We start from the raw sequence: 22,741 nt of genomic DNA on the forward strand, positions 1-22,741 counted from the left end.
AATAACAAGCGCGAGCCATTAAACTGTCGGATTACCCGGCAGGCGTCCAACACATAAAAAATAGAACCGGACGAAGCCCACTTAGGTGGGCTTTTTTATGCCCGCAACTTCGGCAACGGAACTGCCAGGCGAGACAGGTTGATTCGTGTCAGCCGCCCCCGGAAAATCCCCGCTATTCCCGTGTTCCCTGAGCGAACCGCAAGCTTGTTTTGACTGCGCCAAGCCGATCAAAAATCGCTTTTTCGATTTTTGCTGATACATTACCGGCATATTTCAAGGAAATCGATAGCAATCCCCAGTCTGAACATGAGCCAATCCAAACACATCATCATCGTCGGCGCCGGTCCGGGAGGCTTGTGCGCAGGCATGATCCTGAGCCAGCGCGGTTTCAAAGTCTCGATTTACGACAAGCATCCGGAAGTGGGCGGCCGCAATCGGCCGATTCGCCTCGACGGTTTTACCTTCGATACCGGTCCCACCTTTTTGTTGATGAAAGGCGTGTTGGACGAAATGTTCGAATTGTGCGGACGGCGGAGTGAGGATTACCTGGAGTTTCTGCCGCTGTCGCCGATGTACCGGCTGGTATATGACGACCGCCAGATCGAAGTGTATTCCGACCGGGAAAACATGCGGGCCGAGTTGAACCGGGTGTTCGACGAAGGTACGGCCGGTTACGAAGCGTTCTTGCAACTCGAGCGCAAACGCTTCAACGCGCTTTACCCTTGTATCACCCGCGACTATTCGAACCTGAGTTCGTTTTTATCGGCGGATTTGATCAAGGCGTTGCCGTGGCTGGCGTTCCCGAAAAGCGTGTTCGCCAATCTGGGCCGTTATTTCACGCAGGAAAAAATGCGGCTGGCTTTTTGTTTCCAGTCCAAATATTTGGGCATGTCGCCGTGGGAATGTCCGGCACTGTTCACCATGTTGCCTTATCTGGAACACGAATACGGTATCTACCACGTGGCCGGCGGCTTGAACCGCATCGCCGCGGCGATGGCGCAAGTCGTCACCGAAAACGGCGGCGAAATTCATACCTCGACCGGCGTCAAGTCGTTATGGGTCGAAAACGGTGCGGTGAAGGGCGTGATCCTCGACGACGGCAGCCAGGTGCGCGGCGACGAAACGGTGGTGAATGCCGATTTCGCCCACGCCATGAGCCGGCTGGCGCCGGCCGGCAGCCTGAAAAAATACGCGCCGGAGAAATTGCAAAAGCTCGATTACTCCTGCTCCACTTTCATGCTTTACCTGGGGCTGGATAAACGTTACGACTTGCCGCATCACACCATCGTCTTCGCCAAGGACTACCGGACCAACATCGACAATATTTTCGCCAATAAGACCTTGAGTGCGGATTTGTCGTTCTACGTGCAAAACGCCTCCGTCAACGATCCGAGTCTGGCCCCGGCCGGAAAATCGGCGCTGTACGTGTTGGCGCCGATGCCGAACAACGACAGCGGGCTGGATTGGGAAGCCCATTGCCAGACGGTGCGCGAACAAGTACTGGATAGCCTGGGCGCGCGCTTGGGTCTGGCCGACATTCGTGACCATATCGAATGCGAAAAAATCATCACGCCGGGCGGCTGGGAGCGGGACGAATACGTCTATAAAGGCGCTACCTTCAGTCTGGCGCATAAATTCAGCCAGATGCTGTACTGGCGGCCGCATAACCGTTTCGAAGAACTGGACAATTGTTATCTGGTCGGTGGTGGCACCCATCCCGGCAGCGGTTTGCCGACCATTTACGAATCGGCGCGCATCTCCGCGAACATGATTTCCCGCAAGCACGGTGCCGCGTTTGCCGAGATCCAGCACAGCCGCTGGCTGAAGTCGTAACAGCAGGGTGCCAGGTTTGTTTACTCACCGGTTTTGCTAGCCGTGGCGACGTTACAGGCTTTTTCGCCCTTGGATGGCCGCTTGCTCGGCGAATACCCGGTCGCCACCGAGGACGACATCCGCCGGACCCTGCAGCGCGCCCGTGCCGCGGCCAGTATTTGGAGCGAAACGCCGGTCAAGCAACGCTGCCGGATTCTGGCGAAATTCGGCGAACTGCTCCTGGCCGAACTCGACGCCATCGTCGATTGCCTGCGGCTGACCTCCGGCAAGGTGGCTTGCGAAGCCTTGCTCGGCGAGATCTATCCGCTGCTGGATTTGCTGGCGTATTACCGTAAACACGCGCCGGATATTTTGGCCGAACGCGGCGTGACGACGTCGCCGTTCGCTTTTCCCGGCGCCACTGCCAAGGTCTGTTACCGGCCTGTCGGCGTCGCCGCGGTGATTTCGCCGTGGAATTACCCGTTTCAATTGTCGGTGGCGCCGCTGTTGACTGCCTTGTTCGCCGGCAATGCCGTGATTTTGAAACCTTCCGAACTCAGCCTGCCGGTCGGCCAACTGATTGTCGATTTGTTCCAACGCCTGGATTTGCCGCCGGATTTGGTGCAATGGTTGCCTGGCGACGGTGCGGTCGGCGCCCAATTGATCGACGCCGGCCCGGATCTGGTGTTTTTCACCGGCAGTTTGGCGGGTGGGCAGGCGGTGATGCGCCAGGCGGCGCAGCATCCGATTCCGGTCTTGCTGGAATTGGGCGGCAAGGACGCGATGTTGGTGTTCGCTGACGCCGATTTGGATCGGGCCGCCGCTGCCGCGGTTTACGGCGCGTTCAGCAACAGCGGTCAGGTTTGCGTCTCGGTGGAACGCCTGTACCTGCAACGCCAGTGCCACGACCAATTTCTGCAGCGCTTGCTCGACGCCAGCAAACAACTGCGGGTCGGTACCGGTGCCGATGCCGAGTTGGGGGCGATGGTTTCCGGCCGGCAAATCGAACTGATCAAGGCGCACTACGACGACGCACTGGCGCAAGGCGCTGTAGCTTCCGGACCGTTGGTTTGCGACGGCAACTTCGTCCGGCCGCTGGTGTTGTGGAATGTGCACCACGGCATGCGCGTGATGCGGGAAGAGAGTTTCGGCCCCTTGCTGCCGGTGATGGCATTCGACAGCGAAGCCGATGCGGTAGCGCTGGCCAACGACAGCGAGTTCGGTTTGAATGCCTCGGTCTGGAGCCGCGATATCGCTAAAGCCGAACGGGTGGCTCAGCAACTGCAAGTCGGCAACTGGGCCGTCAACGACGTGATCAAGAATATCGGCCATGCCGGCTTGCCGTTCGGCGGCGTCAAACGCAGCGGTTTCGGCCGTTATCACGGTGCGGAAGGCCTGCTGGCGTTCAGCTACCCGGTGTCCGGGTTGACCAGCCGCAGCCATTTGCCGAAGGAACCCAACTGGTTTCCGTATTCGGCGCAACATTACCGGGCGTTGCAAGGCTACCTCGATTTCGTCCACGGCGGCGGTTCGCTGCGGCAACGCATAAAACGCAATTGGCCGGCCTTACAGGCGTTTCGCGAATATTCGGCGTTCGATCTGGTCCAGCGCTGGCACAACCTGAAATTACTGCTGTCTTGGCATAGGAAATAGTGATGAAGCAAAACCTTGGGAATCAAAAAGTCGTGGTGATCGGCGCCGGCCTCGGCGGTTTGTCTGCGGCAATCTCGTTAGCCAGCGAAGGCTTTCAGGTCGAGTTGCTGGAAAAGAATGACAAGGTCGGCGGCAAACTCAATATCATGACCCAGGCCGGATTCACCTTCGATTTGGGGCCATCGATCCTGACCATGCCGCACGTGTTCGAAGCCTTATTCGAGCGGGCCGGCAAACGCATGGCCGATTATGTCGCTATCGAAAAAGTCGAACCGCACTGGCGCAATTTCTTCGAAGACGGCACCGTCGTCGACTTGTGCGAAGACCCGGACCACCAGCGCCGGGAACTGGACAAGCTCGGTCCGCAGGTCTACCAAGAATTTCAGCGTTTCATGGCGTATTCGCAAGAACTCACCCAAGAAACCGAAGCCGGATATTTCGCCAAAGGCCTGGACGGATTTTGGGAGCTGCTGAAATTCTACGGCCCGCTACGCAGTTTGAAATTCGACGTATTCCGCACCATGAACCAAGGCGTCCGCCGTTTCGTCTCGGATCCGAAACTGGTCGACATTCTGAATTATTTCATCAAGTACGTCGGTTCCTCGCCCTACGACGCGCCGGCCCTGATGAATCTGATGCCTTATATCCAGTACGGCTACGGCTTGTGGTACGTCAAAGGCGGTATGTACGGTCTGGCCCAGGCCATGGAACGACTGGCGTTGGAACTGGGCGTGACGATACGCGTTAATGTCGAAGTCACCGAAATCGAACGCCAAAACGGCCGGGCGACCGGCGTGCGTCTGGCCGATGGCGAACGGTTGCCGGCCGACATCTTGGTTTCGAACATGGAAGTGATCCCGGCGATGCAGAAGTTGCTAAACAGCACCCCGGCCGAGCTGAAACCAATGCAGCGCTTCGAACCGAGTTGCTCCGGACTGGTATTGCACCTGGGCGTTGACCGGATTTATCCGCAACTGGCCCACCACAATTTCTTTTATTCCGCCGATTCGCGGGCGCATTTCGACGCGGTGTTTCACAGCCACCGATTATCCGACGACCCCACCATCTACCTGGTCGCACCCTGCAAAACCGACCCGGCGCAGGCCCCGGCCGGTTGCGAAATCATCAAGATTCTGCCCCACATTCCGCATCTGGACCCGGAGAAACCGTTAAGCGCCGAGGATTACTTGGCTCTACGCGAACGGGTATTGCTGAAGCTGGAACGGATGGGACTGACCGATCTGCGCCGGCACATCGTCACCGAAGAATACTGGACGCCGCTGGATATTGAGGCCCGCTATTACTCGAACCTGGGCTCGATCTACGGCGTCGTGGCCGACCGCAACAAAAATCTGGGCTTCAAAGCGCCGCAACGCAGCAGCCAGTTGCCGAATTTGTATTTCGTCGGCGGCAGCGTCAATCCGGGCGGCGGCATGCCGATGGTGACGTTGTCCGGGCAATTGGTGCGGGACAAAATCTTGGCGGATATGGGCGTGTTGCGTTAGCCCGGCTACGGACTAAAATGATTTCCGGTTCGGCCGGGTTCGACGCCGAGCCGGAGAGCATTAGAGTCTGCCGTTAATGTTTCGAGCAATTTTATGATCTTATTTTTCAAGGATATTCCGGTTAACTCCCGGCCCAACGAATTGTACAGCCTGATAGCCTCGGCCGTTGGCGGTGAAGCGGACAGCGGCGAGGTGTTGAAAGCCGAAGTCATGGTGATTCGGGACAAACGGACCAACGCGCTGGAATACCATGGCTTGACCATGATCAACTCGGAACAGTTCGGCTTCAAGGTCATCGAACGACTGAACGGTAAGCCCTTCAACGGTAGTGAAATCCAGGTAAGACCCTATAACTTCCGGGATTATTTGAACGATCGCCGACGCAGCGCCAACGCTCAGGTAGCAAGCGAGCAAAGACGGCAGGAACGTCGGCGCGGCGACCGCATCGAAATTTTTATCGATTTATCGAATATTTTTTTCGCTCCTGATCCAGTGGTATAACGGCTGGCTCAAGCCCCGGATCCGGGCGGACCGGCACGATCAGGCGTGTTTGGCCTGACACAGCAAATTGCTGTTCAGCTCCGCGCTATGTGCCATCTTTTCCAGATTTGCCAGCACTTGCAGGCTGGCGTCCTCCATATTCCCGACCTCGCGCAGCATGGTTTCGTTATCGCCGGCAGCATGCGCTTTTAGCGCGTTGATGGCACTGGCGTGCACCGAAATATGCGGTTGCTCGATGTCGTGGTAACCGGGCAATTGCGAAAAACAGGCCTTGCCCTCGCCCTGGTAATACCATTTTCCCAAGCGGCATTCGGTGTGTTGCGCAAAATCGTGCACCGATTTTTGCGATAAATGGAACAGCACTTTGTACAGCTCGAACTTGTAAATCAGATGGTCCAGTTTTGCCAGCTCGCAAAAACTGCGTAACGACGACGCGGCCACCACTTGTTCCATCGTTACCGAAAAATCCAGCAGTTCGCGCATCGTGCCGGTGGCGCGCTGGCCGTCTTCGCTGAAGCTGAGCGACTGTTCCGCCAGCGAGTTCATCTGGTCGCGGGTGCCGCCGCTGGCAATCCGGATCGATTCGGCGAGTTTGGCGATTTTATTGGTGGCCTCGGCGGTTCTTTGCGCCAGGGTCCGCACCTCGTCGGCGACGACGGCAAAACCGCGCCCCTGTTCGCCGGCACGGGCCGATTCGATCGACGCGTTTAACGCCAGTAAATTGGTTTGATCGGCGATATCGTGGATCAACTTGACGACACCGATGATTTCCCGCGAGCTCTGATCCAGCGACCCGGCTTGCTTTGCGGCAGTGCTGGAGGCGTCGGCCAGATTGGCCAGGTTTTTGGAAATGCGTTCGATGGCGTTGCTGCTGTTCAGGGAGATGCCTTGCGCTTCGACGGCATTGTCTTTCTCATCGCGCAGGCGGTTTGCCAGCGTCAGCAAACTGCCTTGCATCGTGATTAAAGATTGGCCGAAGTTTTGCAAATGCCGCACCGTACCGGCCTGGCTGCGCAACTGCTGTTCCAGTTCGGCGTTGGTATTGTCGGCCGCTTGTAAACGCCGACGCAGTTGTTCGAGCTCGTTATCCTGTCGCTCGACACGTTGATTGGCTTTGGCCAGGTGTTGCTGCAACTCTTCGATTTCGCGTTTGCGGGTAAATATGGAAAACATAGTTCGGAAGTGGGTGGTAACGAGGTGATGTTTTTAAAAACGGGTTCTATTCAATCCTACGGATCGGGCAGGGTGCCGGAACCAGTACGGTCCGCTCTGCCGTTTTCTGCACCAGCTATCGGTTAAAGGTTAGCAGATTACGGTTTAGCTTGATTTTTCGCTTGCGCTGGCCAGTGTAAATCGATTCGGCTTAGTGACTTCGGTCAAGTGATTTAATTTATTCTAATATGCGGTTAAATGCGAGCTGATTCGGCGCCAAGGCGGCGTTCAATGCGACAAACAGTCGTGGATTGCCATTGTGGCTGCTTTCCGAGCCGGGAAATACGAGGCCGCCGCAGCCAATAGCAGGATCAAGCCCAGCCATGACCAAGCCGCCGCCGCAGCGAATTGATAGTCCAGGCTGACCCCGAGCATGGTTTCGCCAAGTTGTTTGGCAAGTGGTTCGCCAGCCCAGTAGCCGAGCGGCAAGCTGATCAGCCAAGCCAGAATGCCGTGGAACAGACCTTCCAGCATGAACAGCCGGAACAAGGTCGGCGACGGCGCGCCGATCGCTCTCAACACGCCGATTTCCCGGCTGCGTTGCAACACGCCGATGGCCAACGCGCCGGAAAGGCCGATACCGCCGACCGCGGCCAGCATCGCCGCCAAGCCGGATAAGGCTCCGATCACCGGTTGAAATTGGTGGCGGGCGAATTCGCGTTGTTCCTGCCGGCCGTGAGTGTTGTAAATATCCAGGGCGACGCCGCGCTGTTGCAACATTTCGCTGAGCCGGTGCAAGCGGCCGGATTCCTCCTCCCGTGTCCCCACCGGTGCCGACACCAGCGCCAACGATGCGGAACCGCCGCCAACCGATTTTTCGACGGTCTCCAGCGGCGCGTAGACCGGTTCCACGGCATATTGGCTGCCGGCCAGCCAGCGGTACAAACCCACGACTTGCCAAGTTTGGCGATGTCTGCCGATTGTCGCTTCGACGGTGTCGCCCGGTTGGATGCCGTTCAAGGCTGCCGTTTCGGCATTCAGCACCAGTACGGCCCGGCCGGCGTCGTCGGCCTGCAGCCAGCGGCCGCTCTCCATCCGGGGCCGGTAGTTTTCGCTAGCGGCCGGTAGTGCGAGCAATTGCAGGCCCATACTGCCTTTTTGGCGGAAAATGCCGCGGTCGTGGCCGAGTTCCAGTGGCAGGCGGCGCCAAGTTTCGATCGTGCAGTCCGGATCGGCGGCTTTGATCGCGTCTTGCAGCATTGGCTTGGGTTGGTCGTTGACGAAGCCCAATTTCAAGGAATAGCGGCTGCGGGCCATTTCGTTGTCCAAGGTCAGGTTGACCGAGGCGATCAGACTGGTCAGGCTCAAAAACGCCGCGCCGGCCACGACCAAGACGATTTGGGTCAACAACAGTCGGGTTTTGCGGCGGAACAGATTGCCGAGCGCGGCGGCGTAAACGGTAGGCAACCAGCGGCCCGCCAAACCTTGTAGCCAGCGGTCGATTCGGGCGTTGCCGAAATCCGCGCCCAGGCCGTAGCTGGCAATCGCATCGCGTACGGTCATCGTCGCTCCGCGCCATACCGGCCCGGCTGCGGCCAGCAGCGGCACCAGCAAGCCGCCGGCCACCAGATACGCCAGCGCGCGATAGGGGAGTTCGAATCCGCCGCAGTCGATATTGAAAATAGCCAGCAGCCGGCACGAGCCCAGATCAGCCGCCAGTGCCGCCGGCGGCGCGGCGACCAGGATGGACACAAACGCCAGCAACAGGGTTTCGCTCAGGTACAAACCGGCGACTGCGAGATGGCTGCCGCCGATCGCCTTCATCACGCCGATCTGGCTGGTTTGTTGGGCGATATGGGCCGATACGGTGTTGACGATCAGGCTGGCGGACAGCGCCAACGCGGCCAAGGCCATGATTTCCAACACACCGTTGATACCGGCCAGAAATGGCCGGCCCCAATGTCGGTCGGGGTCTTGCAGTAATGTAGCGTTGGCGGCGACGCCGTGTTCGGCGAGCAGGGTGCGGATCTGGACGGCGGCGGCACGGGCCTTGTCTTCGCTGTAAGGTTGCCGAATCCGTATCAGTAGTTGGCGAAAACCGTGAGGGGCGAGTCCGAATAGTTTTGCATCCGCGACCGAGCCGAAGAATACGGCCTGGCCGCCGAATTTGGGCGGTTTGACGAAGGGATGGCGGACGATGCCGTCCAGCGGGAAGCTGAGCGTCCCGCGCTCGGTTTGTATTTGTACGTTGCTGCCAAGGCCGAGGCCGGTGTTTTGTGCCGACAGGTTTTCGATAGCGAGCTTGCCCGATACGGGCCAGTTGCCGGCGACCAAAGCGGACTTGTCGTAAAGCTGGCGGGTGTAATCGCTGCGGATGATCAGGCTGCCGTTCTGCCAGGCGCTTTCCGGCGTTGGCCGGAACCGCAAATTCAATTGGTTCAGCGCTTCGATCCCGGCAACATCGGGTTGTGCCGCGATTTGCTGTAACACGCCGGGATCGGCATCGCTACGCAATATCAGATTCAGGTGCGAAGGCTGCGATAAGCGGTGGGCGGCATCCATTTTCGCCAGCAACAAATCGATCATGCCGAATATGGTGCCGACGCCGAACAAGCCGATGGCGATGCTGGCGACCGCCAACAGGCTGCGGCCTTTGTGGCGCCACAAATCGGCGCGGAATTTATAAGCCAGCGCGCTCAACGCGGCTCCCAATGGCTATCGGCGTGCAGCCGACCGTCGCGGATTTCCAGTTTGCGGCTGGCGGCATCGGCCAGCGCCTCGTTATGGGTGACCATCAGCAGGGTTTTGCCGCGGTCGCGCAGATGGCTGAACAAATCGAACACGGCATCGGCGCTGGCGCTGTCCAGATTGCCGGTCGGTTCGTCGGCGACGATCAACGGCGGATCGTTGGCCAGGGCGCGGGCGATGGCGGCCCGTTGCTGTTGGCCGCCGGATACCTGACTCGGGAGGCGGTCGGCTGCGCCGCTTAAGCCCACGCTGTCCAGTAATTGCAGCGCCCGCTCGCGGCGTTGCGTTTTGCTCAATCGGCCGAGGAAGTCCATCGGCAGAATCACGTTTTGCAGCAGGCTTAGCGCCGGCAGCAGTTGGAAGAACTGAAACACGATGCCGACATGCTCGCCGCGCCAGCGTGCCAGGCGTTCGTTGCCGAGGTTTTGCAGGGCGTGGCCGGCGACGACGATTTCGCCGCGGCTGGGGTGGTCGATGCCGGCGATCAGGTTCAATAGGGTGGATTTACCGTTGCCGGACGGGCCGACAATCGCGACGAATTCGCCGGCGGCAATGCGCAAATCGATGCCGTGCAATACCGTTTGCCGGCCGCCGGCTTGCGGGTAATCCTTGTAGACCTGATTCAGTTCGATAATGGGCTGCATGGCGCTCGCCAAATTGGGGTATGTTACACGAGGTAACGAGACGCGAGGCAAAGGATTATGCCGTTAGCCGGAGGAGGGCAAGCAATGACATGGGTGAGGATTTTTTGGTTTTTGGTTTGCCTGGTTTGGGTCGGCGCCGAGATCGGTCTGGCTCGACGGCAGCGGGCGGCGGATGGCGAAATCGCCTGCGACGAGCGCCATTCGCAAGGCCGGCTGTGGTTGTTCATTACGCTCGGGCTGGTATTGGCGCTGCTGTGCAAACAATTGGCGTTGCTGCCGATTCCGCTGGCCTATCTGCCACGGCAGATATTGGCCCTGGCAATTTTTGCCGGTGGCTTGTATCTGCGTTATACGGCAGTGATCGGTTTGGGCCGGTTTTTTACGACCCATGTGGCGATTTTGAACGGGCATCGCTTGATCGAGGACGGACCCTATCGTTTGTTGCGGCATCCGGCCTATACCGGCTTGTTAATGGCGTTGGCTGCCGCCGGGTTGGCAATGGGTGATGGCTTGGCGCTGCTCAGTCTTTTGCTGTGTTCGGGCTGGGCTCTGGCGCACCGGATAGAGATTGAGGAACGCATGCTGGAACAACAATTCGGCGACTGTTACCGCGACTATCGGAACCGTCGTTGGCGCTTGCTGCCATGGATATACTGAAGAATGCGCCCGGTATTTATCGGCCGGATATTTTCAGCCGCATTTATAGACGTCATGTTGCGGGCATCAGAAATGGTGGGGTTGTGCCGGAGCATCGTTGCCGAATCGACTTGAAAACCCAGTGGTAGCGTTGCGGCTCGCTGCCGCAACGCTAAGGCGAGTTAACCGAACAAATCGTCCAGATATTTTTCGGCATCCAATGCCGCCATGCAGCCGGCGCCGGCCGAGGTGATGGCTTGTTTGTAATGCGAGTCCATCACGTCGCCGGCGGCGAACACGCCCGGTACGCTGGTGGCGGTGGCGTTACCGTGGATGCCGCTTTTAACGACGATGTAGCCGTGGTCCATTTCCAGTTGGCCGGCAAAAATGTCGGTGTTCGGTGTGTGGCCGATGGCGATAAAGACGCCGTGCACGTCCAGTTCTTTGGTCGCGCCGTCCTGAGTACTTTTGATGCGGAGGCCGGTGACGCCCATGTCGTCGCCCAACACTTCGTCCAGCTCGTGGTTCCATTCGATGCGGACGTTGCCGGATTTTGATTTCTCGATCAATTTGTCGGACAGGATTTTCTCGGAACGGAATTTATCGCGGCGATGGACGACGATGACTTCCGAGGCGATATTGGCAAGGTACAAGGCTTCTTCGACCGCGGTATTGCCGCCGCCGATCACTGCGACCGGCTTGTTGCGGTAGAAAAAACCGTCGCAGGTGGCGCAAGCCGATACGCCTTTGCCTTTGAAGGCTTCTTCGGATTCCAGGCCCAGATACTTGGCCGAGGCGCCGGTGGCGATAATTAACGCATCGCAGGTGTAAACGCCGGCATCGCCGGTCAGCGTGAACGGCTTTTGCGACAAATCGGTGGTGTGGATGTGGTCGAAGATTACTTCGGTGTTAAAGCGCTCGGCGTGGCGCAGCATGCGGTCCATCAATTCCGGACCTTGCACGCCGTCGACGTCGCCGGGCCAGTTGTCGACTTCGGTGGTGGTGGTCAATTGTCCGCCTTGTTGCATGCCGGTGATCATGACCGGATTCAGGTTGGCGCGCGCGGCGTAAACGGCTGCGGTGTAGCCGGCCGGGCCGGAACCTAGGATTAAAAGTTTGCAATGCTTGGCTGCAGCCATGTTCTCGATCTCCATGCGGGGTTAGTATGAAACGATTATATGGGCAATCCCCCGCGGTTTAAACCGGCAGAATGCCGGGATTTTGCAGGCTGCGCCGGCCAAGCTAATGTGAAATCGATTTTTATCATCTATAATCAGGTTTTAGTTACGCTTTTAACGTGAGCCGTCACCCATGGTTGCTGTTGTGGAAGAGAGAGACACGCGAGGATATCGCGAAATCGCATTGCTGGGCTGTTCCTGTTTTGCACTGTTCTTTTTGATTGCCTTATTGACCTTTAACTCCAACGATCCGGGTTGGAGCCACAGCACGTCCTACCAATCGATCAGCAACGCCTGCGGCGTGTTCGGCGCCTGGCTGGCCGATTTCGTGTTGAGCTTTCTCGGTTTGATGGCCTACCTGATTCCGGTCATGCTGTTTTGGTACGGTTACATGGTCTATCAGGGGCCGAACCAACAACAAGCCAGCCAATGGCTGGTGGCGGCGCGCTCGGTCGGCTTTTTGGCGACCGTCGTGTCCGGTTCGGCGATCTTGTTCTTACATCTGCATTTTTTGCGCACCAAAGTCGATCTGCCGGAAAGTCCGGGCGGCATTTTGGGCCGGGAAATCGGCGACGCGCTGGTGCATCTGTTGGGCAATTCCGGCTCGACCTTGCTGTTGCTGGCGATATTCATGACCGGCGTAACCATGTTCACCGGCTTGTCCTGGCTGATGGTGATGAGTTTGATCGGCAAGTGTGCGATGAGCGCATGTTCCGTGGTCGGCCGTCAGGCCGTGACCGGCGCCGAACGCTATCGCAGCAGCGAGAAGCCGGTGCGGGCCGAAGCCAAAAAAGTGCGGATCAAACCGGAAACCAAAGCCGAATTCAGATCCGACGAAGCGCCGCGCGCCAAGCCGCAAATTCAAGTTGTGGAAACCGTTTCCGCCAAGCCAGCCGAAACCGTCAGACCGTTGCGGCGCAAAGACAGCAAGGTCTTGGAAAATATGGACGACAGTGCGTTCCTGAACGCCTTGCCGCCGTTGTCCTTGCTGGACAAACGCGATATCAAGGTCAAACGCTATTCCAAAACCGAGCTGGAAGAAATTTCGCGCCAGGTCGAAGACGTGCTGCAAGATTATGGTATCGCCGCCGAAGTGGAAGCGGTGTTGCCGGGTCCGGTCATCACCCGATTCGAATTGCGGCTGGCGGCCGGTGTCAAGGTCAGTCGGATCAGCAGTCTGGCCAAGGACTTGGCGCGCGGCTTGTCGGTGACCAGCGTGCGCATCGTCGAAATCATCGAAGGCAAATCCGTCATTGGTTTGGAAATTCCGAACCAGGAACGGGAAATGGTCTCGTTGCGCGATCTGCTGGTTTCGGACGAATTCGAGCGGGCCAAATCCAAGCTCAGCATCGCGATGGGCAAGGACATCGCCGGTACCCCGGTGGTGGCCGATCTGGCGAAAATGCCGCATGCGTTGGTGGCCGGTACCACCGGCTCCGGTAAGTCGGTCGCGATCAACACTATGATTCTGAGTTTGCTGTACAAAGCCAAGCCGGAAGACGTGCGGATGATCATGATCGACCCGAAGATGTTGGAGTTGTCGGTGTACGAAGGCATCCCACATTTGCTGACGCCGGTCGTTACCGACATGAAGGACGCCCAGAACGCCTTGCGTTGGGCGGTGGCGGAAATGGAGCGGCGCTACAAGTTGATGTCCAAAGTCGGCGTACGCAATCTGGCCGGTTACAACCATGCCATCAAGGAAGCCGAAGCGGCCGGCCAACCGATCCGCGATCCGTTGTTCAATCCGCAAACCCCGATTCCATTGGATGATTATCCCTATCTGACCACGTTGCCCAGCATCGTCATCGTCATCGACGAGTTGGCCGACATGATGATGGTGGTGGGCAAGAAGGTGGAGGAGCTGATCGCGCGCTTGGCGCAAAAAGCCCGCGCCGCCGGCATCCATTTGGTGTTGGCGACGCAGCGGCCGTCGGTGGACGTCTTGACCGGTTTGATCAAGGCTAACGTGCCGACCCGGATTTCGTTTCAGGTTTCTTCGCGCATCGACTCGCGGACCATTATCGACCAGGGTGGTGCCGAAGCTCTGTTGGGCAACGGTGACATGTTGTTCCTGCCGTCCGGTACCAGCATTCCATTGCGGGCGCACGGCGCCTTCGTCGACGATCACGAAGTGCATCGGGTGGTCGAGTTCATGAAAAAAACCGGACCGACCGACTACCTGGACGAAATTACCCAGGAGCGCACCGACAGCGGCGAAGTGGCGGGCTTGGACGGGGAAGACAGCGAGTCCGATCCGTTGTACGACGAAGCGGTGGCCTTTGTCACCGAGTCGCGCAAGGCTTCCATTTCCAGCGTGCAGCGCCGCTTTAAGATCGGTTACAACCGCGCGGCGCGGATTATAGAAGACATGGAAAACGCCGGCGTGGTCAGTCCGCCGGAAACCAACGGCTCCCGCGAAGTGCTGGCGCCGCCGCCGCGCTGAAGCCGATGAATCCCGCCATCGGCGCATTGCTGGCCATCCTTGCCGTATCGGCCTTGGGCGGCTGGCTGCTGTGCCGTAACAAACCGGTCGAAAAGCCGGTTAAAGCCATGCTGTTCGTCGGTTATTTTTGGGGCTTGGCTTTTTCTTTATTGATATTAGCGGTGTTGGCCTACCTGGGCTGGCAGCGTTACGCAATCTAATGACTATGAATTCCGATTGGATAGGCTATCTGGCCGCGGCCCTGACCACCGCCTCGTTTTTGCCGCAGGCGGTGATGACCGTCAAAACCCGCGATACCTCGTCGCTGTCTTTGGGCATGTACAGCCTGTTTACCTTGGGCGTACTGTTGTGGCTGATTTACGGCGTGTTTTTGGGGAACTGGGCGATTATCGTCGCCAACGCCGTAACCTTTTTACTGGCCGCGGCGATTCTGGCGGTTAAGCTCCATAACTCGTGGCGTAAATAGCCCAGGGTTTTGCCGCTGCCGCAGTCGGCTTAAAGCAGTGGCTATGCCAATAACTTGCTACAATGCGGACCCTTTAACGGTCCGGATGGTAAAGGCTGCAGCCAATGAAAGTAAGAGAAAAACGACACGGTCTGGTATTGGTACATACCGGCGAAGGCAAGGGCAAATCCTCCAGCGCGTTCGGCATGGTGTTTCGTGCCGCAGGTTGGGGCATGAAGGTCTGCGTGATCCAGTTCATCAAGGGCCAGTGGCAGACCGGCGAACAGAAGGCGGCGACCCGCTTCGAGGAGATCGAGTGGCATGCCCTGGGCGACGGTTTTACCTGGGATACCAAAAATCCGGAGCAGGATATCAAGACCAGCCGCGAGATTTGGGAGTTTGCCAAACAAAAGATCCAGTCGGAACAATTCGATCTGGTCGTGTTGGACGAAATCAACTACTGCTGCGGCTACGGCTGGATCAGCGGCCAGGAAATCGCCGATTTCATCCGCCAGCATAAACCCGGTTGGCTGCATCTGGTGCTGACCGGGCGCAATGCGGCGCCGGAAGTGATCGAAGTCGCCGACACCGTCACCGAAATGACCCGTGTCAAACATGCTTTCCAGGCCGGAATCAAAGCCGAGCAGGGCGTTGAATTTTAAGCTGAAAAAAAACCGGGCTTCTGGCAAAATTGCCGCCTTTTTTAATCCAGGCTATGACCACTATGCAACAAGCAATCGAATTGATCAAAAAGTATTATCAAGCATTCAACGACGGCGACATGGAGACCTTCCTGAGCTTGTTGACCGACGACGTGGTGCACGATATCAATCAAGGCGGCCGTGAACAAGGTAAGGCCGCGTTCGGCGAATTCATGAAAAAAATGAACCACCACTACAAAGAGCAATTGGTGGACATGGTGGTGATGGCCAACGCAGACGGCAGCCGCGGCGCCGCCGAGTTCGTCGTTTTGGGTGAGTATCTGAATACCGACGAAGGTCTGCCGGAAGCCAACGGTCAGACTTACCGCCTGCCGGCCGGCGCCTTCTTCGAAATCCGTGACGGTAAAGTCGCCCGCATCACCAATTACTACAATCTGGGCGACTGGATTGCTCAAGTCGATCCGCAGGCCTAAACGCCCTGTAACCGGCGCATTGCCGCTACCGGCCATTTAGCTTAGAATCCGGAACTTAACGTTTCGGATTTGCTTTGAAAATAACTAGAAACAGAGGAGAGCAACAATGGGCGAAATACAAAAAGCGATGATCGCTGTGGTGGGTGTGTTCGTGGTCGGTTTCATTCTGGTGGGCGCCAGCAAGGAGCAAAGCAACGAAGAGAAGGAAGCCGCGTCGCAGATCCGATCCTTGGTGGCCATGCAGGAAATGGCCAACCAAAAATGCCCGAAATTGATTCAAAACAAGACCGGTACCCAAGTGTATTTCCCGTCCAAAACCGACACGGATAAAGCAACTTACGTGACGATGGAATGGGTCGGCGAGCCGGGCTCCAACTTTAAAACCGCATCCTGCACGCTGCATTTGTCGCTGGGCGGCGTATCGAAGTTGATCATCGACGATAAAGTTCTGATCGACAAGAAAATTTAAGTGCGGACGGCGTTTATGCGGTTATGCGTAAACGCCGTTTCCGTATCGGCCGGTTCCGCGTGGTTTTTGCCGAAGCGGGGCCGTCTTACAACTTGCAAGCTGCTAATTTGCTAGCCTTTCGCCCCTTTTCCAGTCCCGCGGGTTCGGCCGGAGCGATCCGGATTAACCGAATTGTCGCGCATTTCGTCCAAAATACGGGCGACGTTAGCCTGATCCTTGCTGCTGCAGCCGAGTTCTTACGTAGTCCCGTTCGTAATTTAAGAGGTGAATCGATATGGCGGATAACACCGTCCACAAAGGTATTTTAAAAACCTGGAAAGACGATAGAGGTTTTGGCTTTATTCAGCCGGATGGCGGCGATAAGGATATTTTTATTCATATTTCTTCGCTGAAAGGCATGGCTCGGCGGCCGCAACGCGGCGATGTGATCGTTTACCGCGTGGCTCGCGAAGCCGACGGTAAATTGAAGGCGGTTGACGCCAGCATCGAAGGCGTTGCCTATCAGGCTGCATCTTCCAAGCCCGTTAAATTCTGGCGTTGGCTGGTTGCGTTGTTGCTGGGGTTGATCAGCGCCGCGGCCGCCGCCTATTTCTACCGGTAACCCGGCCTGTCGGCGCATTACCGCACTATTTACAGGATTCCAGGGATTACAGATGGATTGGCTACATTATCTGCTCGACGTTTTGTTACACATTGATAAACATCTGGCCGAATTGATCGGCGAATACGGTGCAGTCACCTACGCGATCTTGTTTGCCGTGATCTTTGTCGAAACCGGTTTCGTGGTGATGCCGTTTCTGCCGGGCGATTCGCTGCTGTTTGCCGCCGGAGCCTTTGTCGCGGTCGATGCGCTGAATCTGCCGATGCTGCTCGGCATCATGAGCGTTGCCGCGGTCCTGGGTGACACGGTGAATTATTGGATCGGGCGTAGCGTCGGTAAACGTGCCTACTCGTTGAGTTGGGTCAATCGGCAACATCTGGAGCGGGCGCAGACCTTTTACGAAACTTACGGCGCGAAGACGATTGTGTTGGCGCGTTTCGTGCCGATCGTCCGCACCTTTGCCCCGTTCGTCGCCGGCATCGGCCGCATGCCGTACGGCTATTTCTTCCTTTACAACGTCGTGGGTGGCTTGGCCTGGGTCTTGATTTGCGTGTTTGCCGGCTATTTTTTCGGCAACATTCCAATCATCAAACAAAATTTCGAACTGGCGATCCTGGCGATCGTGCTGATGTCGATCACGCCTATCGCCGTCGAACTTTTGAAAGCGCGTAAGCATCCCGAAAATTGAATTCAGCGGAGAACCGACGTGGAGATGAGCGATTCGCAGAAGTGGTTGGTATTGGCCTTCGTTGCCGGATTCGGCGGCTTGCTGTATTTGCTGGCTCCGGTATTGATGCCGTTTGCGGTCGCGGCGATTCTGGCGTATCTGGGCGATCCTTTGGTCGATCGTTTGGAAACCCTGCAATTGCGCGGCTGGCGCCTCAATCGCACCCTGGCGGTGATCGTGGTGTTTTCCGGCATCATCTTTACCATCGCCGCCTTGCTGGTCGTGATTATTCCGGCGCTCGAATACCAGATCGGCGAGTTCATCGATAAACTGCCGTCCTACTTGAATTGGGTCAACAAAGCGGTCATACCCGATCTGCAGAAGTACTTCGGCCACAGCATCCGCCCGCTGCGCGAAGAGCAATTGCTGAATATGATCCGGAATCACTGGCAAAACGGCGGTGTCGGCGAAAACCTGCTCGAATCGGTGTCGCATTCCGGCGCGGTGTTGATCGGTTGGGTCATGAATCTGGTGTTGATTCCGGTCATCACCTTTTATTTGCTGCGCGACTGGGATGAACTGGTCAGAAGAATCCACGATTTGTTTCCGCGCCGTGCAGCCGGGACCGTGGCGAAACTGGCCGCGGAAGCCGACGACGTGCTGGGAGCGTTCATGCGCGGCCAGTTTTACGTGATGCTGGCTTTGGGCGGCATCTATAGCTTTGGGTTGTGGTTGGTCGATCTGGAATTAGCCCTGGTCATCGGCATGATGGCCGGGTTGGTCAGTTTCGTACCCTATATGGGAGCGATCACCGGCATCGTGTTTGCCTGCATTTCGGCTTTGCTGCAATTTCAGGATGCAATGCATTTGCTTCCGGTCCTGATCGTGTTCGCCGTCGGCCAAAGCATCGAAGGCATGTTGCTGACGCCGTGGCTGGTCGGCAACAAGATCGGCCTGCACCCGGTCGCGGTGATGTTTGCGGTGATGGCCGGCGGCCGTTTGTTCGGGTTTTTGGGGGTGTTGCTGGCTCTGCCGGTGGCATCGGTGGTGATGGTGCTGTTACGCCACATCCACGAGCGTTATACCTTCAGCGGTTTCTACAGCAACGGTTAGCCGCTTTGCGCTTCCGGCCGGCGTTCGCGATATTCTGCTTGGCGGCGGCGTTGCCGGCCGCTGCCGGCGACCTGCGCCGCGAGCAGGATTATGCCGAACAAATTCAACGCCAATTGGCAGTGGGACGCGTGGTTTGGCTGCAGAGTTCGAACCAGCCTGTTCTTGGGCTCTATACCGATGCCGAAAAAACCGACAACCGTAGCGCGGTAATCGTGTTGCACGACATGGGCGGCCATCCGGACCAGCGCCCGGTGATTCGCGGATTGCGCGCCGCCTTGCCGAAACACGGTTGGGCGACCTTATCGTTACAAATGCCGCTGCAGGAGATCGGCGCGAACCTCGACGATTACCTTGTACTGTTCGACGACGCGGCGGCACGCATCGATGCCGCGGTGGCCTATTTGCAGCAAGGCGGTGCCAAACGCATCGCCGTCGTCGGTTACGGCGTCGGCGCGGCAATGGCGCTGTATCGGCTCAGCGCCAAACCGGACGGTATCATGGCGTTCGCGGCTATTAGTCTGCCGATCGGCGATAATCGTTTACCACAGGCGCAAAGCCTGGAGCAAATCAAAAACATTGGCCTGCCGTTTCTGGATGTCTACGCTGAATTCGACGTCGCGGCGGTGGTCGATAGCGCCTGGCAACGGCGCATGGCCGCAAAGGATAATCCGGTGTACCGGCAAATCCGGATGGAAGGCGAAGGGCACGCATACCAACACGACGACAATCTGCTGATAAAGCGGGTTTACGCTTGGCTGACACTGACCGCCAACGAAAAATAATCATAACCACCACAGGGGGAAAACCGATGCTATTTAACGATGAACTGGTTGCGGAAATCCGGTTTCTATCGCTGTTCAATTTGGCCAGCGCACAGGAAGGGGTCAAGGTGCACGGCAATGCTGATCCGGCATTGATCGAAGCGGCCCGGCGCTTATTCGATAAAGGCTTGATTTCGCAGGCCGACGGCGGCTATTTGACCGACTTGGGAATAGAAGCTGCCGAACATGTCCAGCGGGCCTTGGCCGTATTGGCAACAGCGCCTTAAAGGCCCAATTCGAACAGCCATATCAGCGAGACGAAGCCGACCAGCGCTACCAATACGCTCAAGGCGATGAAACGTAGCGGCCGGGCCAGATTGTGACGCCAGAACCCGGCGGCTTCGCCGCTGTTTTTCAGGGCCTGGTAATGTGCACGTTGAGTCAGAGCGCGTTTGGTTTGATAGTGTTCGAACAAGTCATCAGCCAGTTGCCGATCCTGGTCGCGGTATAGCCAGATCGCCGGCAACGAGGTACCCCAGGTGCCGGCCGAGGTCTCGTAAAAGTCGATGTCGTTATCGATCAGCAATTGTCGGACGTCCTCGATTTCATCGGCCGGAACGCCGCGTAACGAAAAAAATAATATCGCCATAGCCGCAGAGTTTAAGTTGGGAGGGACTATTATAAGCCAGCAGCCCACGTTAGCCGCTCGGCCGCTCAATAGCCGCGGCCACTTGGCGTAAGCGCAAATCATCCGTTCGATAGCCACTAATCATGCAAACAGTCATTGTCTTTTTCAGGGATGCCGGCGCCGACGCCGAAGTCGATCACTTGGAGCGCCAGATCATCGGCCAAGGCTACATTTGTCAGCCGGCTACCAGCGATGCGGAAGTGTTGGCCTTGGTCGAATCGCAACCGATCGATTTGTTGATCGTGGCTTGCCGCCATTGGCATTGGCAGGCATTGGCGGAGGTGCGCGAGGCTGCAGACAACTATTTGCCTATCGTGTTAATCAGCGAGTCGATTAGCGATACCTTGTTGGAGCGTTGCGCCACGGTTGATATCGATACGGTATTGTGTCGGCCGGTAAACTTCGGTTTGTTATTGTTCAAGATTCGGTCATCGTTACGTTTGAGCGAATTGTACCGGCGCGAACGGGAGCAGAAAAACCGGTTATTGGACTATTGGCAGATGTCCGATCTCGAGCAAGAGGTTGCAGCCAAATTGTTCAACAGCGTACTGAAAGCCGATTTTCTGGAAACCGACGCGGTTAGTGTGTCGATGTCGCCGATGGCCTTGTTCAACGGCGATTTGGTATTGGTGGCGAAAACGCCGGAAAACCATTTGCACCTGTTGCTGGGCGATTTTACCGGCCACGGCTTGGCGGCGTCGATAGCGGCGACGCCGCTGGCGGACATCTTTTACGGGATGACCCGGAAAGGCTTCGACATCAGCGAGATCGTGGTGGAGGTCAACACCAAGCTTCACCGGATGCTGCCGGCTAACCGGTTCTTGGCGGCGACTCTGGTGGCGTTGTACCCCGAAGATTCGATGTTAAAAACCATTACTTGCGGTTTGCCGGACCACTACCTGGTCCACCGAGTCGATAAAAGCTATCGGGCCATCCGTTCCTCCAATATTCCGCTGGGGATTCAGGCCGTTATCGAGCCCGATGTCCAACTGCATCGCGTCGGCGAGCATGAAAGTTTGTATTTGCTGACCGACGGTGTGTTCGAGGCGGAGAATGCAAGCGACGAGTTGTTCGGCGCCGAGCGCGTGTTGCAGGCGATTCTGGAGAGCCGGGACAGCGACTTCGACATATTACAACGCCGGCTGGCGGAACATACCGGCGGAGCCGAGCGCAAAGACGACAACACGATGGTGGTGTTGCGTTGCGCGGTCGATAGCGTGCCGTGGGCCGGCAGTCAGGTCCAGGCCGCCGGGCATAAATTAGCGGCGATGACCTGGAAACAGATGATGGAATTCGACATCGACAGCCTGCGTTGTACCAACCCGGTGCCGGTGATCGTAAACACCTTGACTGAATTGCAAGGCCTGCAGCGCCATCGCCAAGCGATATTTCTGATCGTGACCGAATTGTTCGCCAATGCCCTGGATCATGGCGTGCTGAAGTTGGATTCCGCCGAGAAAACTACCCCGGAAGGCTTCCTGCGGTTTTACGAATTGAAACAACAGCGCCTACAAATGCTAAGCGAGGGCAAAATCCGTTTGTTTTTCTCCCATCATCCCACCGAGACCGGCGGGCGGTTGATCGTCAAGGTCGCCGACAGCGGCAGCGGATTCGACTGGCGCCGCCACCGCACCGATTTACAACACAATGCCGGCTATAGCGGACGCGGTATTGCACTTCTGGAAAAACTCTGCAGCAGCGTGACCTACCACGGACGCGGCAACCGGGTCACAGTTGCGTTCGATTGGCAGGCCTGACTAAGGCCTGTCAGCTTTGGCAGCGGCTACAGTAGTAGCTGGCGCGCTGGCCGATTTTCGAATGTTGTATGGGTTCGGCGCAGGTCCGGCAAGGTGCGCCGTCGCGGCCGTAGACGGCCAATGCCTGTTTGAAGTAGCCGGGTTTGCCCTCGGCATTGATAAAGTCGCGCAAGGTGGTGCCGCCCTGTTCGATGGCCTGGCCCAGCACGGTCTTGATCGCCGCCGCCAGACGTTCGAATTCGGCCCGTTGCAAACTTCCGGAGGCACGGGTAGGCAACACGCCGGCCAGAAACAACGACTCGCTGGCGTAGATATTGCCGACTCCGACCACGATATGGCTGTCCATGATCAGGCTTTTGATGCACGCCGTCCGTTGGCCGGCGCGGCGTTGCAGGTATTCCGCATCGAAGTCGGCCGACAATGGCTCCGGCCCGAGCTCTGCCAGCAGCGGATGCTGCAGCGGATCGGCGGAAGTCCACAGTGCCGCACCGAATTTGCGCTGGTCGTTGAAGCGCAGCACGGTATCGTCGGCAAACACGAAATCGAGATGGTCATGTTTGCCCGGAATCTGAAGCGGATTGGTGATTCGCAAATTGCCGGACATGCCCAGATGCAGAATCAGCGTTCCGGTCTCCGCGCCCAGTAGCAAGTATTTGCCGCGGCGCTCGACCGCATTCAGGCGCTGGCCGGCCAGAACCGCCGGCAGGTCGACAGGAACCGGCCAGCGCAAGCGTGATTCTCGTACCGCTACCGTTTTAAACGTTTTGCCCAGAATGTGCGGCGCGATACCGCGCCGACTGGTTTCGACCTCGGGTAATTCCGGCATGGTG

At 57.5% G+C, this 22,741-nt stretch carries 23 protein-coding genes; 17 read left to right on the forward strand and 6 right to left on the reverse strand.

Going from position 1 to position 22,741, the window contains the following annotated elements; all coding sequences use genetic code 11:
* Positions 1-306 precede the first annotated feature (306 nt).
* From crtI (PL263_RS00100) to PL263_RS00115, 4 genes are all read left to right on the forward strand, one after another.
* Complete coding sequence (gene crtI, locus PL263_RS00100) at positions 307-1,833, forward strand: phytoene desaturase family protein (protein ID WP_278211109.1); 1,527 nt, start codon at positions 307-309, stop codon at positions 1,831-1,833.
* A 42-nt stretch (positions 1,834-1,875) separates the two neighbouring features.
* Positions 1,876-3,465 (forward strand): aldehyde dehydrogenase family protein, encoded by a 1,590-nt coding sequence (locus PL263_RS00105; RefSeq protein ID WP_278211110.1) that lies wholly within the window; start codon positions 1,876-1,878, stop codon positions 3,463-3,465.
* A gap of 2 nt (positions 3,466-3,467) precedes the next feature.
* Positions 3,468-4,970, forward strand: coding sequence for a phytoene desaturase family protein (crtI, locus tag PL263_RS00110; RefSeq protein ID WP_278211111.1), 1,503 nt, complete (start codon positions 3,468-3,470; stop codon positions 4,968-4,970).
* Positions 4,971-5,063: 93 nt separating this feature from the next.
* Positions 5,064-5,471, forward strand: coding sequence for a hypothetical protein (locus PL263_RS00115; protein WP_278211113.1), 408 nt, complete (start codon positions 5,064-5,066; stop codon positions 5,469-5,471).
* 39 nt (positions 5,472-5,510) lie between these two features.
* On the opposite strand, the gene PL263_RS00120 is transcribed toward PL263_RS00115, so the two are convergent.
* The 3 genes from PL263_RS00120 to PL263_RS00130 all read right to left on the reverse strand — a co-directional run bounded on the left by PL263_RS00120 (position 5,511) and on the right by PL263_RS00130 (position 10,015).
* Positions 5,511-6,644, reverse strand: a complete 1,134-nt coding sequence (locus tag PL263_RS00120; RefSeq protein WP_140910968.1) for a methyl-accepting chemotaxis protein — start codon at positions 6,642-6,644, stop codon at positions 5,511-5,513.
* 267 nt (positions 6,645-6,911) lie between these two features.
* Positions 6,912-9,323, reverse strand: coding sequence for an ABC transporter permease (locus PL263_RS00125; protein WP_278211114.1), 2,412 nt, complete (start codon positions 9,321-9,323; stop codon positions 6,912-6,914).
* On the reverse strand, positions 9,320-10,015 hold the full coding sequence (locus tag PL263_RS00130; protein WP_278211115.1) for an ABC transporter ATP-binding protein: 696 nt from the start codon (positions 10,013-10,015) through the stop codon (positions 9,320-9,322). Before PL263_RS00130 ends, PL263_RS00125 begins: the two co-directional genes overlap by 4 nt.
* 84 nt (positions 10,016-10,099) lie before the next feature.
* Here PL263_RS00130 and PL263_RS00135 point away from each other — a divergent pair, with 84 nt between their 5' ends.
* Positions 10,100-10,672: an isoprenylcysteine carboxylmethyltransferase family protein gene (locus PL263_RS00135; RefSeq protein ID WP_278211116.1), complete on the forward strand. Its 573-nt coding sequence runs from the start codon at positions 10,100-10,102 to the stop codon at positions 10,670-10,672.
* Positions 10,673-10,833: 161 nt separating this feature from the next.
* Here the strand turns inward: PL263_RS00135 and trxB are convergent, their stop codons facing one another.
* Positions 10,834-11,790: a thioredoxin-disulfide reductase gene (trxB, locus tag PL263_RS00140; protein WP_278211117.1), complete on the reverse strand. Its 957-nt coding sequence runs from the start codon at positions 11,788-11,790 to the stop codon at positions 10,834-10,836.
* A gap of 172 nt (positions 11,791-11,962) precedes the next feature.
* Between trxB and PL263_RS00145 the strand changes: the two genes are divergently transcribed.
* From PL263_RS00145 to PL263_RS00195, 11 genes are all read left to right on the forward strand, one after another.
* A complete protein-coding gene (locus PL263_RS00145; RefSeq protein WP_278211118.1) occupies positions 11,963-14,275 on the forward strand; it encodes a DNA translocase FtsK in 2,313 nt (770 codons plus the stop codon).
* 5 nt (positions 14,276-14,280) lie between these two features.
* Positions 14,281-14,475: a hypothetical protein gene (locus PL263_RS00150; RefSeq protein ID WP_278211119.1), complete on the forward strand. Its 195-nt coding sequence runs from the start codon at positions 14,281-14,283 to the stop codon at positions 14,473-14,475.
* Positions 14,475-14,741, forward strand: a complete 267-nt coding sequence (locus PL263_RS00155; RefSeq protein WP_278211120.1) for a SemiSWEET transporter — start codon at positions 14,475-14,477, stop codon at positions 14,739-14,741. The genes PL263_RS00150 and PL263_RS00155 overlap by 1 nt, the downstream gene beginning before the upstream one ends.
* Before the next feature lie 104 nt (positions 14,742-14,845).
* Positions 14,846-15,382: a cob(I)yrinic acid a,c-diamide adenosyltransferase gene (gene cobO, locus PL263_RS00160; RefSeq protein ID WP_140910976.1), complete on the forward strand. Its 537-nt coding sequence runs from the start codon at positions 14,846-14,848 to the stop codon at positions 15,380-15,382.
* 62 nt (positions 15,383-15,444) lie between these two features.
* Positions 15,445-15,855 carry a ketosteroid isomerase-related protein gene (locus tag PL263_RS00165; protein ID WP_140910977.1) on the forward strand — a complete coding sequence of 137 codons (411 nt, stop codon included), beginning with the start codon at positions 15,445-15,447 and terminating at the stop codon, positions 15,853-15,855.
* A 106-nt stretch (positions 15,856-15,961) separates the two neighbouring features.
* Positions 15,962-16,324 carry a hypothetical protein gene (locus PL263_RS00170; protein ID WP_140910978.1) on the forward strand — a complete coding sequence of 121 codons (363 nt, stop codon included), beginning with the start codon at positions 15,962-15,964 and terminating at the stop codon, positions 16,322-16,324.
* Positions 16,325-16,598: 274 nt separating this feature from the next.
* Positions 16,599-16,925, forward strand: coding sequence for a cold shock domain-containing protein (locus PL263_RS00175; RefSeq protein ID WP_278211123.1), 327 nt, complete (start codon positions 16,599-16,601; stop codon positions 16,923-16,925).
* 52 nt (positions 16,926-16,977) lie between these two features.
* Positions 16,978-17,613 carry a DedA family protein gene (locus PL263_RS00180; RefSeq protein ID WP_278211124.1) on the forward strand — a complete coding sequence of 212 codons (636 nt, stop codon included), beginning with the start codon at positions 16,978-16,980 and terminating at the stop codon, positions 17,611-17,613.
* 24 nt (positions 17,614-17,637) lie between these two features.
* The gene (locus tag PL263_RS00185; protein WP_278211125.1) at positions 17,638-18,705 is read left to right on the forward strand and encodes an AI-2E family transporter; all 1,068 of its coding nucleotides are present in this window, start codon (positions 17,638-17,640) and stop codon (positions 18,703-18,705) included.
* Between the two features lie 38 nt (positions 18,706-18,743).
* A complete protein-coding gene (locus tag PL263_RS00190; protein WP_278211126.1) occupies positions 18,744-19,487 on the forward strand; it encodes a DUF3530 family protein in 744 nt (247 codons plus the stop codon).
* 26 nt (positions 19,488-19,513) lie between these two features.
* Entirely contained in the window at positions 19,514-19,753 is a 240-nt protein-coding gene (locus PL263_RS00195; RefSeq protein ID WP_140910982.1) for a TIGR02647 family protein, read from the forward strand.
* Here the strand turns inward: PL263_RS00195 and PL263_RS00200 are convergent.
* A complete protein-coding gene (locus PL263_RS00200; RefSeq protein WP_278211127.1) occupies positions 19,750-20,115 on the reverse strand; it encodes a DUF6164 family protein in 366 nt (121 codons plus the stop codon). The genes PL263_RS00195 and PL263_RS00200 overlap by 4 nt on opposite strands.
* Positions 20,116-20,237: 122 nt before the next feature.
* Here PL263_RS00200 and PL263_RS00205 point away from each other — a divergent pair, with 122 nt between their 5' ends.
* Complete coding sequence (locus tag PL263_RS00205) at positions 20,238-21,911, forward strand: fused response regulator/phosphatase (protein WP_278211128.1); 1,674 nt, start codon at positions 20,238-20,240, stop codon at positions 21,909-21,911.
* Between the two features lie 10 nt (positions 21,912-21,921).
* Here PL263_RS00205 and mutM read toward each other — a convergent pair whose 3' ends face one another.
* The gene (mutM, locus tag PL263_RS00210) at positions 21,922-22,737 is read right to left on the reverse strand and encodes a bifunctional DNA-formamidopyrimidine glycosylase/DNA-(apurinic or apyrimidinic site) lyase (protein ID WP_278211129.1); all 816 of its coding nucleotides are present in this window, start codon (positions 22,735-22,737) and stop codon (positions 21,922-21,924) included.
* Positions 22,738-22,741 lie beyond the last annotated feature (4 nt).

The organism is Methylomonas sp. EFPC3, assembly GCF_029643245.1.
Lineage (GTDB): Bacteria > Pseudomonadota > Gammaproteobacteria > Methylococcales > Methylomonadaceae > Methylomonas > Methylomonas koyamae_B.

Excerpts from the sequence above, each read along its gene's own strand:
- trxB (WP_278211117.1), bottom strand. The coding sequence starts at position 11,790 with ATGGCTGCAGCCAAGCATTGCAAACTTTTAATCCTAGGTTCCGGCCCG.
- PL263_RS00165 (WP_140910977.1), top strand. The coding sequence starts at position 15,445 with ATGCAACAAGCAATCGAATTGATCAAAAAGTATTATCAAGCATTCAAC.
- PL263_RS00180 (WP_278211124.1), top strand. The coding sequence starts at position 16,978 with ATGGATTGGCTACATTATCTGCTCGACGTTTTGTTACACATTGATAAA.
- crtI (WP_278211109.1), top strand. The coding sequence starts at position 307 with ATGAGCCAATCCAAACACATCATCATCGTCGGCGCCGGTCCGGGAGGC.
- PL263_RS00205 (WP_278211128.1), top strand. The coding sequence starts at position 20,238 with ATGCAAACAGTCATTGTCTTTTTCAGGGATGCCGGCGCCGACGCCGAA.
- crtI (WP_278211111.1), top strand. The coding sequence starts at position 3,468 with ATGAAGCAAAACCTTGGGAATCAAAAAGTCGTGGTGATCGGCGCCGGC.
- PL263_RS00195 (WP_140910982.1), top strand. The coding sequence starts at position 19,514 with ATGCTATTTAACGATGAACTGGTTGCGGAAATCCGGTTTCTATCGCTG.
- PL263_RS00185 (WP_278211125.1), top strand. The coding sequence starts at position 17,638 with ATGAGCGATTCGCAGAAGTGGTTGGTATTGGCCTTCGTTGCCGGATTC.
- PL263_RS00150 (WP_278211119.1), top strand. The coding sequence starts at position 14,281 with ATGAATCCCGCCATCGGCGCATTGCTGGCCATCCTTGCCGTATCGGCC.
- mutM (WP_278211129.1), bottom strand. The coding sequence starts at position 22,737 with ATGCCGGAATTACCCGAGGTCGAAACCAGTCGGCGCGGTATCGCGCCG.
- PL263_RS00130 (WP_278211115.1), bottom strand. The coding sequence starts at position 10,015 with ATGCAGCCCATTATCGAACTGAATCAGGTCTACAAGGATTACCCGCAA.
- cobO (WP_140910976.1), top strand. The coding sequence starts at position 14,846 with ATGAAAGTAAGAGAAAAACGACACGGTCTGGTATTGGTACATACCGGC.
- PL263_RS00145 (WP_278211118.1), top strand. The coding sequence starts at position 11,963 with ATGGTTGCTGTTGTGGAAGAGAGAGACACGCGAGGATATCGCGAAATC.
- PL263_RS00170 (WP_140910978.1), top strand. The coding sequence starts at position 15,962 with ATGGGCGAAATACAAAAAGCGATGATCGCTGTGGTGGGTGTGTTCGTG.
- PL263_RS00175 (WP_278211123.1), top strand. The coding sequence starts at position 16,599 with ATGGCGGATAACACCGTCCACAAAGGTATTTTAAAAACCTGGAAAGAC.
- PL263_RS00200 (WP_278211127.1), bottom strand. The coding sequence starts at position 20,115 with ATGGCGATATTATTTTTTTCGTTACGCGGCGTTCCGGCCGATGAAATC.
- PL263_RS00120 (WP_140910968.1), bottom strand. The coding sequence starts at position 6,644 with ATGTTTTCCATATTTACCCGCAAACGCGAAATCGAAGAGTTGCAGCAA.
- PL263_RS00115 (WP_278211113.1), top strand. The coding sequence starts at position 5,064 with ATGATCTTATTTTTCAAGGATATTCCGGTTAACTCCCGGCCCAACGAA.
- PL263_RS00155 (WP_278211120.1), top strand. The coding sequence starts at position 14,475 with ATGACTATGAATTCCGATTGGATAGGCTATCTGGCCGCGGCCCTGACC.
- PL263_RS00135 (WP_278211116.1), top strand. The coding sequence starts at position 10,100 with ATGACATGGGTGAGGATTTTTTGGTTTTTGGTTTGCCTGGTTTGGGTC.